This window comes from Flavobacterium gelidilacus DSM 15343 (assembly GCF_000422685.1).
Taxonomy (GTDB): Bacteria; Bacteroidota; Bacteroidia; order Flavobacteriales; family Flavobacteriaceae; genus Flavobacterium; species Flavobacterium gelidilacus.
This window is the reverse complement of the sequence record NZ_AUGN01000009.1, coordinates 37,517-52,205: the sequence shown is the minus strand read 5'-3', so window position 1 is coordinate 52,205 and position 14,689 is coordinate 37,517. Positions and strand designations below refer to the sequence as shown.

The window sequence follows — 14,689 nt, the reverse complement described above, 5'->3', positions numbered from 1 at the left end:
AATCGATATCATATTAATACTACATACTTATTCTGAAAAATAATTTATTTATTTCTAAAAACTAATTGACCGTCGAAAGCATCTAATAATATTATACTATCAGTTGTAATTTTTCCGGATAAAATATCTTTAGATAATTCATTTAAAACTTCTCTTTGAATAACTCTTTTAACTGGTCTTGCTCCATATTGTGGATCAAATCCTTTTTCAGCTAAGTAATCTATAGCTTCTGGTGTAGCATCAAGAGTTATTTGTTGATGAGCTAACATTTTAGTTACTCCTTTTAACTGAATGCCGACAATTTCTCTAATATTTGCATTAGTTAAAGGTGTGAACAATACAATTTCATCAATACGGTTTATAAATTCAGGTCGAACAGTTTGTTTTAATAAACCAAGAACTTCAACTTTTGCAGATTCTGTTGCTGCTTCAATACTGCCTTTTAAATTATCAAATTTCTCTTGGATAATATCGCTTCCCATATTAGAAGTCATGATGATAATTGTATTTTTAAAATCGGCAGTTCTTCCTTTGTTATCCGTTAAACGACCTTCATCTAATAATTGCAATAAGATATTAAAGGTATCTGGATGTGCTTTTTCAATTTCGTCTAACAAAATCACAGAATAAGGTTTTCTTCGAACAGCTTCTGTCAATTGTCCTCCTTCATCATAGCCTACATATCCTGGAGGTGCACCCACTAAACGACTCACACTATGGCGTTCTTGGTATTCACTCATGTCAATTCGCGTTAAAGCACTTTCATCATCGAATAAATATTCAGCTAAAGCTTTGGCTAACTCGGTTTTTCCGACACCAGTTGTTCCTAAGAATAAGAACGAACCAATTGGTTTTTTCATGTCTTGTAAACCAGCACGACTTCTTCGAACCGCATCACTAACTGCTACAATAGCTTCTTGTTGACCAACAACACGTTTGTGTAATTCGTTTTCTAAATTCAATAGTTTTTCTCGTTCACCTTGAAGCATTTTCATTACTGGAATACCAGTCCATTTGGCTACAACTTCCGCAATATCTTCACGAGTAACTTCTTCTTTTATTAAGGAGTTTTCGGATTGATTTTCGGCTAATTGAACTTGTAAAGCATCTAGATTTTCTTGAGCTTCTTTGATTTTTCCGTAACGAATTTCGGCTACTTTTCCGTAATCACCATTTCGTTCGGCTTGTTCAGCTTCTTGTTTTAAATCTTCAATATCTTGTTTTACACTTTGAATGTTATCTACAACGTCTTTTTCAGCTTTCCATCTGCTGTACATTTCGTTGCGTTCTTCCTTTAAGTTGGCTAAATCTAAACCAAGTCCTTTTAGTTTTGTTTCGTCATTTTCTCTTTTTATGGCTTCAATTTCGATTTCCAACTGCATAATTTTTCTATCCAAAACATCTAATTCTTCTGGTTTTGAATTGATTTCCATACGCAATTTAGAAGCTGCTTCATCCATTAAGTCAATTGCTTTATCAGGAAGAAAACGATTGGTGATGTATCGTTGTGATAATTCGACAGCTGCAATAATTGCATCATCTTGAATTCGGACTTTATGATGCGTTTCGTATTTTTCTTTGATTCCACGTAAAATTGAAATGGCACTTTCAGTATCAGGTTCGTCCACAATTATTTTTTGGAAACGTCTTTCTAAGGCTTTGTCTTTTTCAAAATATTTTTGATATTCATCTAAAGTAGTTGCGCCAATGGCACGAAGTTCTCCACGCGCTAAAGCAGGTTTTAGAATATTGGCTGCATCCATTGCACCTTCACCGCCACCAGCACCTACTAAAGTGTGAATTTCATCAATAAATAAGACAATATCACCTTCAGCAGAAGTTACTTCTTTAACTACGGCTTTTAAACGTTCTTCAAATTCTCCTTTGAATTTTGCACCAGCGATTAAAGCACCCATATCTAAAGAAAAAACGATTTTATCTTTTAGATTTTCAGGCACATCACCATCTACAATTCTGTGTGCTAAACCTTCTGCAATAGCTGTTTTACCAACACCAGGTTCACCCACTAACATTGGGTTGTTTTTAGTTCTTCTTGTTAAGATTTGTAATACTCTACGAATTTCTTCATCACGACCAATTACTGGATCTAGTTTTCCGCTTTTGGCTAATTCGTTTAAGTTTTTTGCATATTTATTTAAGGCATTATACGTTTCTTCAGCAGAAGCTGAGGTAACTCGTTCTCCTTTTCTTAATTCGGCAATAGCACTTTCTAACCCTTTTTCAGTCACACCTTGGTCTTTTAAAATTTGAGCAACTTTACTTTTTGATTTGAAAATAGCTACTATTAAATGTTCGATGGAAACATATTCATCTTTCATTTTTTTAGCAATAGCAATGGCTTCGTTTAGCATATAAGATGCATCACGAGACAATTGAATTTCGCCACCTGTTACTTTTGGAAAACTTTGTAATGTACTGTCTAATACTTTTTTGAAAAGGTCAACATTTACATTTAGTTTTTTTAAAATAAATGGTGTAACATTTTCATCAACTTCTAATAAACCTTTAAAAATGTGTTCATTTTCTATTTGTTGATGGCCTAGACTCTGTGCAATTTGCTGAGCTTGTTGCAAAGCTTCTTGCGATTTAATGGTTAAATTATTTAAGTTCATATATTTTTATTTTTTAATCTGTTAGATTACTTACAAATGAATAAGCTAATTTGTTTTATATTTGCAATGTACAATTCAATAAATGTACCTTAACAAAGGTAGCGACAAAATGACTGATTTTAACTGATAATTATCATGTTGAGCGGTCAAAATGTCTTAAATAACGACAAAAATGGGATTTTTAGATAAAATATTCGGAGGAAGCGCTCCAGAAGAAAAGAATGAAAATAAAGTAGAACCGAAGTTTTATACTTTAGATGATGTAAAATTATTGGATGAAGTGGATGCAATTTCACAAACAAAACCGGTGGTACTTTTTAAACACAGTACACGTTGTAGTATTAGTCGTTTTGCTTTAAAAAGATTTGATGCTGAATTTAATTATGATGAAAATAAAATTGATTGGTATTTATTGGATTTATTAAATCATAGAGATATTTCAAATGAAATGGCTCATCGTTATAATGTGCAACATCAATCTCCACAGATTATTGTAGTTAGAAATGGTAAAGCTGTTTTTACTTCCACTCATGATGGAATAGATGCTCATGATTTGAAGCAGTTTTTATAGTATAATATGTTTATCATTAATATTTTAAGTTTGTTTTGATTTTTAAAAATTAATTAAGTTAAAAAAATAAAAAGATATTAGTTTTCTTAATATATTTGTCATAATTTAATGATTCATTTTATGAAAACAAAACTACTACTAGTTTTTATTTTAGCCTCTTCTGTTCTTACAGCTCAAAATTTTATAACTACTTGGAAAACAGACAACTTAGGTGTTTCTGCTTCAAATGAAGTTACTATTCCCACAATTGGATTGGGTTATAGTTATAATGTGGATTGGGAAAATGATGGTGTTTTTGATGATATGGCAGTCACTGGTAATATAACTCATTCTTATTCTGCACCAGGAACGTATACAATAGCAATTTCTGGAAATTTCCCAAGAATTTACTTTAATAATTCTGGGGATAGACAAAAAATACTATCAGTGGAGCAATGGGGTAGTGTTCAATGGACTTCAATGTTAAATGCTTTTTATGGTTGCTCTAATTTGATTGTGAATGCTGCGGATACACCAGACTTAAGTCTAGTTACTAACATGTCTGGAATGTTTAGAAATGCCTTTTCTTTAAATCAAGATATTGGTTCTTGGAATACTAGTACAGTTACAAATATGAGTAGTATGTTTCTTTCAGCCTTATTATTTAATCAAGATATAAGTTCATGGAATACATCTAATGTTACAAATATGAGTAGTATGTTCCAATCAGCAACATCATTCAATCAAAATATAGGTTCTTGGAATACAGGTAATGTTATAAATATGTCTTCTATGTTTCTTTTGGCTAGCTCTTTTAATCAAGATATTAGTTCATGGAATACTTCTAATGTTACATTTATGAATGGAATGTTTCAATCTGCAACATTATTTGATCAAAATATTAGTTCATGGAATACTTCCAATGTTAAAACGATGAATAGCATGTTTCAATCAGCAACTTTATTCAATCAGAATATTGGTTCTTGGAATACAGGTGAAGTTATAAACATGAGTAATATGTTTCTTTCTGCAATATCCTTTAATCAAGATATTGGTTCATGGAATACTTCAAATGTTACAAATATGTCTACAATGTTCCGTTTAGCGACTTCTTTTAATCAAAATATTGGTTCATGGAATACTGTTAATGTTACAAATATGTCTTCCATGTTTAATACTGCAAGTTCTTTTAATCAGAATATTGGTTCTTGGAATACTGCTAATGTTACAAACATGAGTAGTATGTTCCTATCATCACCATTTAATCAAAATATAGGTTCTTGGAATGTTGGTAATGTTATAAATATGACTTCAATGTTTAATTCGGCAACATCTTTTAATCAGAATATTGGTTCATGGAATACCTCTAATGTAACATTAATGAATAGTATGTTTCAATCTGCTACATCTTTTAATCAGAATATTGCAAATTGGAATGTAGGAAATGTTACAAACATGTCTTCTATGTTTAGATTAGCAAATATTTTTAATCAAAATATTGGTTTATGGAATACTTCTAATGTTACAAACATGAGTAGTATGTTTCTTTCCGCTTCACAATTCAATCAAAATATTGGTTCATGGAATGTTAGTAACGTAGTTAATATGGCATCAATGCTTGCTGGTGTCACACTTTCTACCACTAATTATGATTCATTGTTAATAGGATGGAATTCACTCACTTTAAAACCAGATGTAATTTTTAGCGCTGGAAATAGCAAGTATTGTAATGGAGCTCTTGCAAAACAAAATATAATTAGTACTAATAATTGGACTATTACTGATGGTGGACTTGATTCAACTTGTGTTTTATCTTCTCTAGACTTTTTTAAAAATAAGTTTTCTGTTGTCATAACAAAAAATAATACAATTGAGTTTTTAAGTTCTGATATCGAAATAGATACTATAGAGATTTATGATTTGTCGGGTAGATTATTGTTTGTAAATAGGTTAATTAATAATACCGAATATAGTATTGATAATTCATTTAACGGGATGATTTTATTAATAAGAACAACAATGATTAATGGAAATAGTGAATTAAAAAAACTTTTCAATAATTAGTTCTATAATAAATAAATAATAAACGCTTTCAGATACTGAAAGCGTTTATTATTTATTATTTCCTAAATCTATTTCGACTAATAATATCTTTCAATTTAGCTTTTAAGTCTTCGCCAGAATCAAAAACCATTTGTTCGTTGCTTGGAAATTGAACAGCTCTTTGGTCAAAGAAGTGATAATAATCGGTTTCACAAGCTCGTTTATCGCCATTAAAAGTTGAATAAATGTTTTCAAATACAAATTCGCTTGCTAAAGGAAAAGACTCAATTAACTGATTGTTTCTATAATCAACATAATCCACTTTTGCAGTTACTTGTACTGATTTGAATTGTCTAAATTCGTAAATATTGACTTTAACAGTTTTAAAATTATCTACTTTTATGGGATTGCCTAAACTGTCTTTTACTACGTTTCCGTTATTATCTAAAAGTGTTTTTGTTCCATCTTTAATTTGTTTTTCCTTGATAAATTCTTTCTCTTTAATTTGTTCTGGAGAAATATTTATTTGACGAAAGTTTACTAACATGCCAAAATCATATGTAATATTTTTTTGTTTATTATTGTGATAGACGGTCCATTTATCATTCAAGCCATAAGTCCCAAAATTCAATAAATCATCTTGTAAACGAACAGGAATTACCATATTTGTTTCATTTTTTGTATAAACGTGAACAAAATCGGTTCCTTTAAATTGGGCTTCATCTATTTTTTTTCGAACATCTTTAAAGTTAGGATTCAACTTATCTAAATATATCAAATCATCATAAGCTTGACGAAAATCTATTTTATTTTTAGATTCTAATAATTTTATAGAATTTGCATACAAATAACTTGATAAACCATTTTTACTTGAAATGATATCATCTGTATAATCAGTTCTATTAAAAGTTGCATTTCTTCCTTCTTTAATTAATTTTAGAGGTAATATTTGATTAACTTTATCTTGTCTAGATTGCAACCCTAAATATAAGTTATATACTTTTTCGAAATTTGACGCACTAGCTTCTTTAACTAGTCTATCAATTTGAGTTAAATCGCGATCATTTGCCTTTGCATACACTTCTTGTAACAAATAGACATAATCTTGTTTTCCTTTAGCGTCTTTATTTTTACTTAATTTAGATATGGCTTTATTGATTGCTGTATCATAATTTCCGTTGCTAATTAATTTTTCAATATTTCCAGATCCACAGGCAATTAGTAATAATGTTAATGCTAGTAAAGTAATTTTTTTCATAAGTAGAGGTTTTAGCAAATATATTATATTTTTGTATTTATCCTAAATTAATTTTAGTAGCTATTTCCTGCTGTTCACTATATCTTTTTTTATAGTTTTTGTCAAAACAATCAAAAAAGGATACCGTTTCCATCAGGGCTATTTATATAGTCTATCCAAAAAAAATGCCATTCTTTTAAGAATAGCACTTTAATTGAATTAATTTATTTTTATTTTATTTCAAAAGCTGGTAATATTTTTCCAACACATTCCCCAAAACCGATTCTTACTTCCTTATTTTGGCAATAACCTCTCATAATTACTGTATCATTATCATTGATAAATTTACGTTCAGAACCATCATTTAACTTAATTGGATTTTTTCCGCCCCAAGATAATTCTAACATAGAACCAAAACTATCAGGTGTTGGTCCAGAAATTGTTCCAGAACCCATCATATCACCCGAATTTACTCTACAACCATTCACCGTATGATGTGCCAATTGTTGAGCCATTGTCCAATACATATATTTAAAGTTAGATTTGCTAATAACAGTTTCAGAACTATTTTCAGGTTGTAAAGAAACTTCAAGATTTATATCAAATGTATGTTTGTCTTTTTGTTGAAGATATTTCATTGGAGCTGGAGATTGCTCACAACTTTCAGTTTTAAAGGGTTCTAAAGCATCCATAGTTACAATCCAAGGAGAAATCGTTGAAGCAAAGTTTTTAGCTAGGAAAGGACCTAATGGTACATATTCCCATTTTTGAATATCTCTTGCACTCCAATCATTAAATAAAACCATTCCGAAGATATAGTCTTCAGCTTCATCAATTGGAACAGGTTCTCCTAAAACATTTGCATCTGTAGTAATAAAAGCCATTTCTAACTCAAAATCTACTAACTTAGATGGACCAAAAACTGGTCCTGTTGCATCTGCTGGCATAGTTTGACCATTTGGTCTTCTAATATTTTTTCCACTTGGTACAATTGTGGAACTTCTTCCATGATACCCTACGGGGATATGTAACCAGTTTGGCAACAAAGCGTTTTCAGGATCACGGAACATCTTTCCAACGTTAGTTGCATGTTCTTTTGAACTATAAAAATCCGTATAATCACCAATTTGAACTGGTAATTGCATTTCTATATCATCCATTTTAAAAATAACGACATCTCTTTGTTTTTTGTTGTCTCTTAGCGATGAATTGTTTTCGTCAAAAATTTCAGCTAATCTATTTCTAACAAGCCTCCATGTTTTTTTTCCATCTGAAATAAAATCGTTCAGCGTATCTTGCATAAACATATCGTCTGTTAAGTCGATACCATTAAAGTAACCTAATTGTTGAAGGGCACCCATATCAATGGCACAATCTCCAATTCGGGTTCCTATAGTAATTACATCTTCTTTTGTAATAAAAACTCCAAAAGGAATATTTTGAATAGGGAAGTCGCTATTTTTAGGAACTTCAATCCAAGATTTTCTATTTGGGTCGTTTGCATTATTTGGCATAAGTATATTGTTGATTTGTTGTTGAAAAATTATTAACCAAATATAAACTTTACTATTAATTTAACAAACGAATTTTGTAATTTTGAAGAAACTTTAACGAAAATTCAACCCAATGCAACGCGACGAACAAATTTTTGACCTTATTCTAGAAGAACAAGACAGACAAATACACGGAATTGAATTAATTGCTTCAGAAAACTTTGTCAGTGACCAAGTGATGGAAGCTGCTGGTTCTGTACTTACTAATAAATATGCTGAAGGTTATCCTGGTAAGCGTTATTATGGTGGTTGTGAAGTAGTAGATATAGTTGAACAAATTGCTATTGATAGAGCTAAAGCTTTGTTTGGAGCAGAATACGCAAACGTGCAACCGCATAGTGGTTCTCAAGCGAATACTGCTGTATTTTTTGCTTGTCTAAAACCAGGAGATAAAATATTAGGTTTTGATTTATCTCACGGAGGACATTTAACACACGGTTCACCAGTTAACTTTTCAGGAAGATTATACGACCCTGTTTTTTACGGTGTTGAAAAAGAAACTGGAATTTTAAACTATGATAAAATTCAAGAAATAGCTACAAAAGAGCAACCAAAAATGATAATTGCTGGTGCTTCTGCTTATTCAAGAGATATGGATTTTGCAAGATTTAGAGAAATTGCGGATTCTGTTGGAGCATTATTATTAGCTGATATTTCTCACCCTTCTGGTTTAATTGCAAAAGGTTTACTAAACGATCCTGTTCCTCATTGTCATATAATTACAACAACAACCCATAAAACATTACGTGGACCAAGAGGCGGAATGATTATGATGGGTAAAGATTTTGAAAATCCTTGGGGTTTAAAAACACCAAAAGGAGAAATTAGAATGATGAGTCATCTTTTAGATATGGCTGTTTTTCCAGGAAATCAAGGTGGACCTTTGATGCATATTATTGCAGCCAAAGCGGTTGCCTTTGGAGAAGCTTTAACAGATGAGTTCTTTAGATACTCAATGCAAGTGCAAAAAAATGCTAAAGCAATGGCAGAAGCATTTGTTAAAAGAGATTATGATATTATTTCAGGTGGAACAGATAACCACATGATGTTAATCGATTTAAGAAATAAAAATATTACAGGAAAAGAAGCAGAAAATGCATTAGTAAAAGCTGAAATTACAGTAAACAAAAATATGGTTCCGTTTGATGATAAATCACCATTTGTAACTTCAGGTATTCGCGTTGGAACACCAGCAATTACAACGCGAGGTATGGTCGAAAGTGACATGGAGACGATTGTTGCTTTAATTGATAAAGTATTAACAAATCATACAGATGAAGATATTATTGAGCAAGTTGCAGATGAAGTAAACCAATTAATGGGAGAAAGAGCGATGTTTGTTTTTTAGTATTTTAAACTACAAAAAAAAAGTCACTTTAGTTTTTTTATGAATTAAAGTGATTTTTTTATGCACAAGTCTTAAAACTCTATTAATAAACCAATTTTAACAGCTGAATCTTTTTTCAATTAATTATCTTTGCAGACGAATAAAAAATATCTTTTTTACTGAATACTTCTCGTTATGAACAAATCTATATTTTCAATACTTTTTTCTACTCGATTAATGGCCTTTTTATTTATTGCTTTTGCCGCTTCAATGGCAGCTGGAACATTTATAGAAGATGCATACAACACGGATGTTGCTAGAAAAATCATCTACAATTCTTGGTGGTTTTCTACTATAATGGTGTTTTTTGTCATTAATTTTATTGGAAACATTAAGCGTTATCAATTATATAAAAAAGAAAAATGGGCAACATTGACGCTTCATTTATCTTTTATTTTAATTTTAATAGGTGCTTTTGTAACAAGATATATTAGTTATGAAGGAATGATGCCCATTAGAGAAGGAGAAACTTCTTCAGTATTTTATTCTGACAAAACGTATATAACTGCATTTGTTGATGGTGATTACAAAGGAGAAATGAAGCGAAAAACATTTTCTAAAGATGTTTTGTTGACTCCCATTAATTCAATTTTTGCTAATAATAATTTTTCTATAAGTGATAATTTTAGTGGAGTTCCTTTTGAAATAGAATATAAAGATTTCGTTATGAATACTTTAGAAACCTTTGTAGCCGATGAAAAAGGACAATTCTATATCAAATTAGTCGAATCTAGTTCAGGTTCTCGACACGAACATTATCTAAAAGAAGGAGAAGTTCAAAATATTCATAACATACTTTTTGCATTCAATAAATTTACTGATGGGGCTATAAATTTGACTAAAGTGGATGATGCCTATACAATTCAAGCTCCTTTTGAAGGAGATTTTATGCGAATGGCTGATAAGTTTCAGGGTGCAGTGACAAAGGATTCTGTTCAACCTTTAATGCTTCGTTCATTATATAATCTTGGTGGAAGTCAGTTTGTATTACCAGAACCAGCTATCAAAGGAAATTTGGCAAACAAATCAAATAATGATTACAAAGACAAATCATCTGATGATGCTTTAACGGTTACAATTAAAGCTCAAGGAAAAGAAGAACAAGTTACTTTAGTGGGTTCAAAAGGCAAACAAGGAGTTCCTCAAAATGTAAAAGTAGGAGATTTAGATTTTACTTTATTTTATGGAAGTAAAGTATACGAATTACCATTTTCTATTAAGTTAGATGCTTTTGTTGCTGACAAATATCCAGGAACAGAAAAGAGTTATTCGGCTTTTAAAAGTATATTAGAAATTAAAGATAAACGCGAAAATAAAGTAATTAAAGACAGTGTTTATATGAATAATATATTAGATTATGACGGTCATAGATTTTTTCAAGCCGGATTTGATCCTGACGAAAAAGGAACCAACTTATCAGTAAATCACGATTTTTGGGGAACTTGGATTACTTATATTGGTTATTTCTTATTGTATTTTGGTCTAATGGCAATTTTATTTGACAAAAACACACGTTTTGCAGATGTAAAACGCAAATTAGAAAACATCAAATTAAAGAAATCTAAATTGCTTACTATTGGATTTTTATTGTTTTCGTTTATAGGATTCTCTCAACATGATCACAATGAGAATACAAGTAATACAACACAACCAGATGTTACAAAAACATTAGAGTTTTTAAAAAAATATAATGTTTCTAAAGAACAAGCAAGTGAATTTGGAAAAATTGTGATTCAAGATGCAGGTGGAAGAATGAAACCTATCAATACTTTTTCATCTGAATTGCTTCGTAAAGTTTCAAAAAATGATACTTATGAAGGTATGAATTCTGATCAAGTATTACTTTCTATGACACAGTTTCCTGAATATTGGTATCAAGTTCCGATTATTTATTTAAAAAGAGGAAATGATAGCATTAGAAAAATTGCAGGAATTGATAAAGATGCCCAATATGCAGCATTAATTAACTTTTTTGATGAGAAAGGAAATTATAAATTAGTTCCTCAACTTGAAAAAGCAAATACAAATGCTATTCCCAATCAATTTGAAAAAGATTTTTTAGATATCGACAAAAAAGTAAACCTGTTATATTCAGCAATAGGGGGTCAAATCTTAAAAGTATTTCCTATTCCAAATGATGTTAATAATAAATGGGTTTCCTATTTAGAAATCGATAAACCAACAAGTACTGCTTTAGATACTATAAAAAATGTATTGCCTTTCTATTTAAATTCCATAAATAAATCATCGCAAACTAACGATTATACTTTACCTAATAGTCTTTTAATCGGTTTAAGTAAGTATCAAAAATTATATGGTGCAAAAGTCATGTTATCTGACAAAAAAATTGAATCAGAAATACTCTATAATAAATATGATATCTTTAAAAAGTTGCATTATTGGTATATGTTAGCAGGAATTTTAATGTTGATGTTTACCATAATTGGAATGTTTAAGTCCAAAAAATGGCTAAATTATACCATAAATGGATTTCATGTTTTAATAGGGTTGTTTTTTGTTTTACATACAATTGGATTGATTATTCGTTGGTATATTTCAGGCCATGCACCATGGAGTGATGCATACGAAAGTATGATTTATGTAGCTTGGGCGACCATGTTTTTTGGATTGACTTTTGATATAAAATCTAAATTAACCGTTGCTTCAACAGCATTTGTGGTTTCAATGATTCTGATGGTAGCACATTGGAATTGGATGGATCCATCCATTGGAAACCTACAGCCTGTTTTAAATTCATATTGGTTAATGATTCATGTGGCTGTAATTGTAGCTAGTTATGGACCTTTTACTTTAGCTATGATGCTTGGATTAGTTGCTTTATTCTTAATGATTTTCACAACAGAGAAGAACAAAGAACGAATGAAATTAAGTATTCAGGAAATTACTTATATCAACGAATTAGCTTTAACCGTTGGATTAGTAATGTTGACTATTGGAAACTTTCTTGGTGGCCAATGGGCAAACGAAAGTTGGGGAAGATATTGGGGATGGGATCCAAAAGAAACCTGGGCTTTAATTAGTATTATGATTTATGCTTTTGTGATTCATGCTAGATTTGTGCCTGCTTTAAGAGGATTATGGGTTTATAACTTTATGAGTGTTTTAGCTTTTGCATCAATCTTAATGACTTATTTTGGTGTCAATTTCCATTTAAGTGGAATGCATTCATATGCTTCAGGAGAAAAACAAAACGTGACATATTATTTTTATATTTTAGCAGGAGTATTAGTAATTGCATTTTTTGCCTTAGCTAAATATCGAAAGTTCTATAGGAAATAAGTATTAAAGATTTCTTAAAAAATTCATTAGCTAAGTCTTTTTTTGTAAATTTGACTTATATGATTAAAATGAATTACATACTTTTTATTCTATTTTTCGGTTTTTTATTAAAACCAGTAGATTTTTATGGATGTAATTCTTCAAATCAAACTACAACTAATAAAGCTTGTTGTGGATTAACTAAAGATTCTCAACAAGAAAATAATCAAGCTGAAAAGTCTTGTTGTAAAAAAAACAATTCTAAAAAGAAATCATGTGATGGCAGTTGTAATAATACAAATTGTAGTTTTGCACCAGGATTTTCAAGTATAATGCCTTTCCTTTCATTTAGAATTAACTCTTCAATAGAAAGAATTGTTTCTAAAAAAGTAAATTTTTTCTATTTAGAAAAAAATATTCCTACACACTATTTTAGTATTTGGTGTCCTCCTAAAATAAGCTAAATGTTTTTGTATAGCCAACCTTATGGCTTATTCTCATTGGATTTATAACTAATGAGCGAATAGTTTATTTAAAATAATTTAAAAAAATCACAAAATGAAATCAATAAAAAACATATTGATGCTGACTGTTATGTTAGTGTCATTCACATCAAGTTATGCGCAAATTAAGAACGCTTCAACACAAGAAGTTAAAATTTATGGAAACTGTGGCATGTGCGAAAAAACAATTGAAAAATCAGGAAATCTCAAAAATATTTCTTCAGTTGATTGGGATAAAGAAACAAAAATGGCAACCATAACTTTTGATAAAAAGGCAACTAATAAAGATGATATATTAAAGAGAATAGCTTTATCAGGTTATGATAGTGATTTTTTTTTAGCTCCTGATGCTGCATACAATAAGCTTCCCGGTTGTTGCCAATATGAAAGAGAGGCTAAAACTCCAGTGAAAAAGCAAATGAAAGCTAATATGGAAGAAAAGATGAAAGCAAATCATGATGAAATGAAATCTACTGAAACACAAAATATAAGTCAATTAGAAACAATTTATGAAAACTATTTTGCAGTGAAAGATGCATTAGTAGAAACAGATGGTAAAGAAGCATCTGCAAAAGCTAAGGAATTATTGACTTTATTAGATGTAGTTAAAATGGGTGATTTAGAAATGGATGTTCACATGGTTTGGATGAAAGTCATGAAAGATTTAAAAGAAGATGCAACTAAAATTTCTCAAAGTAATGATATTAAAAAACAAAGAGATGCATTTGATACACTTTCTGAAAATATCTATAAATTAATTAAAGTTTCTAAAGCCGAAACAACAGTTTATTTTCAACATTGTCCAATGGCAAATGATGGAAAAGGTGCTAATTGGTTGAGTAAAGAAAATGAAGTTAAAAACCCTTACTACGGTTCTAAGATGCTAAGCTGTGGAAAAGTGGTTGAAACTATCAAATAGATTTCATTATGAGATTGTTATGTGAATTATATAACAATCTCATTTAATCTTTAAACTAGTTTTTATTTACTTTTTTTATATTTAATCAACTACAAAAACAGAATCAATATGGAAACAAATCACACTAATAAGAATCAAAACCCATATCCAAAATTTGTATTAATAATGGCTGTATCTTTTGTCATTATGTATTTGGTAATGTTTTTAAATGTTGCTGAATTCGATCATGTCCTAAACAGTTTAACTCGTGTTTATATGACAACTTTAATGATAGCTACCATGGCAATTAGTATGTTGTTATTTATGTGGAAAATGTATCCTAGTCGTAAAATTAATTTAGGAATTATTGCTTTTGCTGCTTTTACATTTTTTGGAACGCTTTATTTATTGCGAACACAAACTCCAATTAGTGATGTACAATGGATGAAAGCTATGATTCCACACCATTCTTCAGCAATTATGACAAGTAGTAATGCTGATTTTAAAGATGCTGAAGTTCAGAAATTAGCTGATGATATTATCAATGCTCAAGAAAAGGAAATCAAACAAATGAAAGAAATGATCAATCGTTTAGAAAACAAATAA

Annotated in this window: 10 protein-coding genes; 7 read left to right on the top strand and 3 right to left on the bottom strand. The window is 30.1% G+C overall.

Going from position 1 to position 14,689, the window contains the following annotated elements:
• Positions 1-44: 44 nt before the first annotated feature.
• Positions 45-2,633 carry an ATP-dependent chaperone ClpB gene (clpB, locus tag G507_RS0105050; RefSeq protein WP_026716466.1) on the bottom strand — a complete coding sequence of 863 codons (2,589 nt, stop codon included), beginning with the start codon at positions 2,631-2,633 and terminating at the stop codon, positions 45-47.
• A 172-nt stretch (positions 2,634-2,805) separates the two neighbouring features.
• On the opposite strand from clpB, the gene ytxJ reads away from it, so the two are divergent.
• A complete protein-coding gene (gene ytxJ / locus G507_RS0105045) occupies positions 2,806-3,204 on the top strand; it encodes a bacillithiol system redox-active protein YtxJ (RefSeq protein WP_026716465.1) in 399 nt (132 codons plus the stop codon).
• Positions 3,205-3,324: 120 nt separating this feature from the next.
• Complete coding sequence (locus G507_RS17280; protein WP_051191499.1) at positions 3,325-5,247, top strand: BspA family leucine-rich repeat surface protein; 1,923 nt, start codon at positions 3,325-3,327, stop codon at positions 5,245-5,247.
• Between the two features lie 55 nt (positions 5,248-5,302).
• Here the strand turns inward: G507_RS17280 and G507_RS0105035 are convergent, their stop codons facing one another.
• Together G507_RS0105035 and fahA are read right to left on the bottom strand one after the other, a co-directional pair.
• Complete coding sequence (locus G507_RS0105035) at positions 5,303-6,484, bottom strand: hypothetical protein (protein ID WP_026716464.1); 1,182 nt, start codon at positions 6,482-6,484, stop codon at positions 5,303-5,305.
• Between the two features lie 209 nt (positions 6,485-6,693).
• On the bottom strand, positions 6,694-7,977 hold the full coding sequence (gene fahA / locus G507_RS0105030; protein ID WP_026716463.1) for a fumarylacetoacetase: 1,284 nt from the start codon (positions 7,975-7,977) through the stop codon (positions 6,694-6,696).
• A 112-nt stretch (positions 7,978-8,089) separates the two neighbouring features.
• Between fahA and glyA the strand changes: the two genes are divergently transcribed.
• The 5 genes from glyA to G507_RS0105005 all read left to right on the top strand — a co-directional run bounded on the left by glyA (position 8,090) and on the right by G507_RS0105005 (position 14,689).
• Entirely contained in the window at positions 8,090-9,364 is a 1,275-nt protein-coding gene (gene glyA, locus G507_RS0105025) for a serine hydroxymethyltransferase (protein WP_026716462.1), read from the top strand.
• 174 nt (positions 9,365-9,538) lie between these two features.
• Positions 9,539-12,703 (top strand): cytochrome c biogenesis protein, encoded by a 3,165-nt coding sequence (locus G507_RS0105020; protein WP_026716461.1) that lies wholly within the window; start codon positions 9,539-9,541, stop codon positions 12,701-12,703.
• 68 nt (positions 12,704-12,771) lie between these two features.
• On the top strand, positions 12,772-13,146 hold the full coding sequence (locus G507_RS0105015) for a hypothetical protein (protein WP_157496494.1): 375 nt from the start codon (positions 12,772-12,774) through the stop codon (positions 13,144-13,146).
• A gap of 94 nt (positions 13,147-13,240) precedes the next feature.
• The gene (locus tag G507_RS0105010; protein WP_026716459.1) at positions 13,241-14,104 is read left to right on the top strand and encodes a DUF3347 domain-containing protein; all 864 of its coding nucleotides are present in this window, start codon (positions 13,241-13,243) and stop codon (positions 14,102-14,104) included.
• A gap of 108 nt (positions 14,105-14,212) precedes the next feature.
• A complete protein-coding gene (locus G507_RS0105005) occupies positions 14,213-14,689 on the top strand; it encodes a DUF305 domain-containing protein (RefSeq protein ID WP_026716458.1) in 477 nt (158 codons plus the stop codon).

Coding starts and splice junctions, on each gene's coding strand:
- clpB (WP_026716466.1), bottom strand. CDS start 2,633: ATGAACTTAAATAATTTAACCATTAAATCGCAAGAAGCTTTGCAACAA.
- ytxJ (WP_026716465.1), top strand. CDS start 2,806: ATGGGATTTTTAGATAAAATATTCGGAGGAAGCGCTCCAGAAGAAAAG.
- G507_RS17280 (WP_051191499.1), top strand. CDS start 3,325: ATGAAAACAAAACTACTACTAGTTTTTATTTTAGCCTCTTCTGTTCTT.
- G507_RS0105035 (WP_026716464.1), bottom strand. CDS start 6,484: ATGAAAAAAATTACTTTACTAGCATTAACATTATTACTAATTGCCTGT.
- fahA (WP_026716463.1), bottom strand. CDS start 7,977: ATGCCAAATAATGCAAACGACCCAAATAGAAAATCTTGGATTGAAGTT.
- glyA (WP_026716462.1), top strand. CDS start 8,090: ATGCAACGCGACGAACAAATTTTTGACCTTATTCTAGAAGAACAAGAC.
- G507_RS0105020 (WP_026716461.1), top strand. CDS start 9,539: ATGAACAAATCTATATTTTCAATACTTTTTTCTACTCGATTAATGGCC.
- G507_RS0105015 (WP_157496494.1), top strand. CDS start 12,772: ATGAATTACATACTTTTTATTCTATTTTTCGGTTTTTTATTAAAACCA.
- G507_RS0105010 (WP_026716459.1), top strand. CDS start 13,241: ATGAAATCAATAAAAAACATATTGATGCTGACTGTTATGTTAGTGTCA.
- G507_RS0105005 (WP_026716458.1), top strand. CDS start 14,213: ATGGAAACAAATCACACTAATAAGAATCAAAACCCATATCCAAAATTT.